Below are 967 nucleotides of genomic sequence, written 5' to 3' on the forward strand. Positions count from 1 at the left end.
ACGGTGTTGCCTTGCAGGCGATCCGAACCATCGGCTGCGACGCGATTCTCGATCAAGCGATCCGAACCACCCTCGGCCACTCGGCTTTCAATCAGACGATCCGAGCCACCTTCAGCGACAACAGGCTGAACAGAGGTAGCGGCAAAAGCGTTAACTGCGAAAACCGAGAAAGCGATGCTGAGGAAGGTCTGGCGTTTCATGATCGTGTGCTCCGGGGTGTTGTTGGTTGGTATGGAGCTGATGTTACGCCGCGGATTTTTTTAGAGAACTTCATTGAAGTGATGGTGAACATCGATGCGATTGATAGGGGCCGCTCGCGACCCCTTGTTAGCGTGATGATGCGGCACCGGGCATTGATTACATTGCGTATCAACTGTAATGCCCGATCACATCGTTATCATCAACGCCAATCGCCCATAGAGTCAGCCTGACGATTTGTTTATGGCGTAGTCAAGGTGACTCTCATGGTTCAACGCATTATGAAAACAACTGCCCTGGCAGCACTTCTTGTTGCAAGCGCAATCATGCCGTCCACTCAGGCACAACCCTTGCCACTCGATAAAACCGCTTCCTTGCATAATGAGGACGTGGAATGGCGCAGCTTCCCCGCCTTCCCCAAAGAGGTAAAACTGGCTGTTATCGCCGGCGACCCGAGCAAGCCAGCACCCTACGTGGTACGAGTCAAAGTGCCCAACGGCACCCGATTAATGCCCCATACTCATCCTGAAGATCGTATCTACACCGTCATGTCCGGTGTTTTCTATATTGGCTTCGGAACGGTTTTCGATCCGGACAAGCTGGTTGCCTACGGGCCGGGCAGCGTCGTGATACTCCCGGCCAATACGCCGCACTTCCATTGGGCAAAATCAGGTGAGTACATCTCGCAGGTCTACGGGACGGGTCCGTTGGGTCTTGAGTATGTGGATAGCCATGACGATCCTCGCTAATCCTGTAGGAGCCGGCTTGC

At 53.9% G+C, this 967-nt stretch carries 2 protein-coding genes; one reads left to right on the plus strand and one right to left on the minus strand.

The window, feature by feature from the left end; all coding sequences use genetic code 11:
- A partial coding sequence (locus tag PG5_RS34655; RefSeq protein WP_042955997.1) for a hypothetical protein occupies nt 1-200 on the minus strand: 200 nt, incomplete at its 3' end.
- Between the two features lie 264 nt (nt 201-464).
- On the opposite strand from PG5_RS34655, the gene PG5_RS32745 reads away from it, so the two are divergent.
- Nucleotides 465-947 (plus strand): cupin domain-containing protein, encoded by a 483-nt coding sequence (locus PG5_RS32745; RefSeq protein ID WP_020801370.1) that lies wholly within the window; start codon nt 465-467, stop codon nt 945-947.
- The last annotated feature ends 20 nt before the right edge of the window (nt 948-967 follow it).

This window comes from Pseudomonas sp. G5(2012), assembly GCF_000408945.1.
Taxonomy (GTDB): Bacteria; Pseudomonadota; Gammaproteobacteria; order Pseudomonadales; family Pseudomonadaceae; genus Aquipseudomonas; species Aquipseudomonas umsongensis.

Excerpts from the sequence above, each read along its gene's own strand:
- PG5_RS32745 (WP_020801370.1), top strand. The coding sequence starts at position 465 with ATGGTTCAACGCATTATGAAAACAACTGCCCTGGCAGCACTTCTTGTT.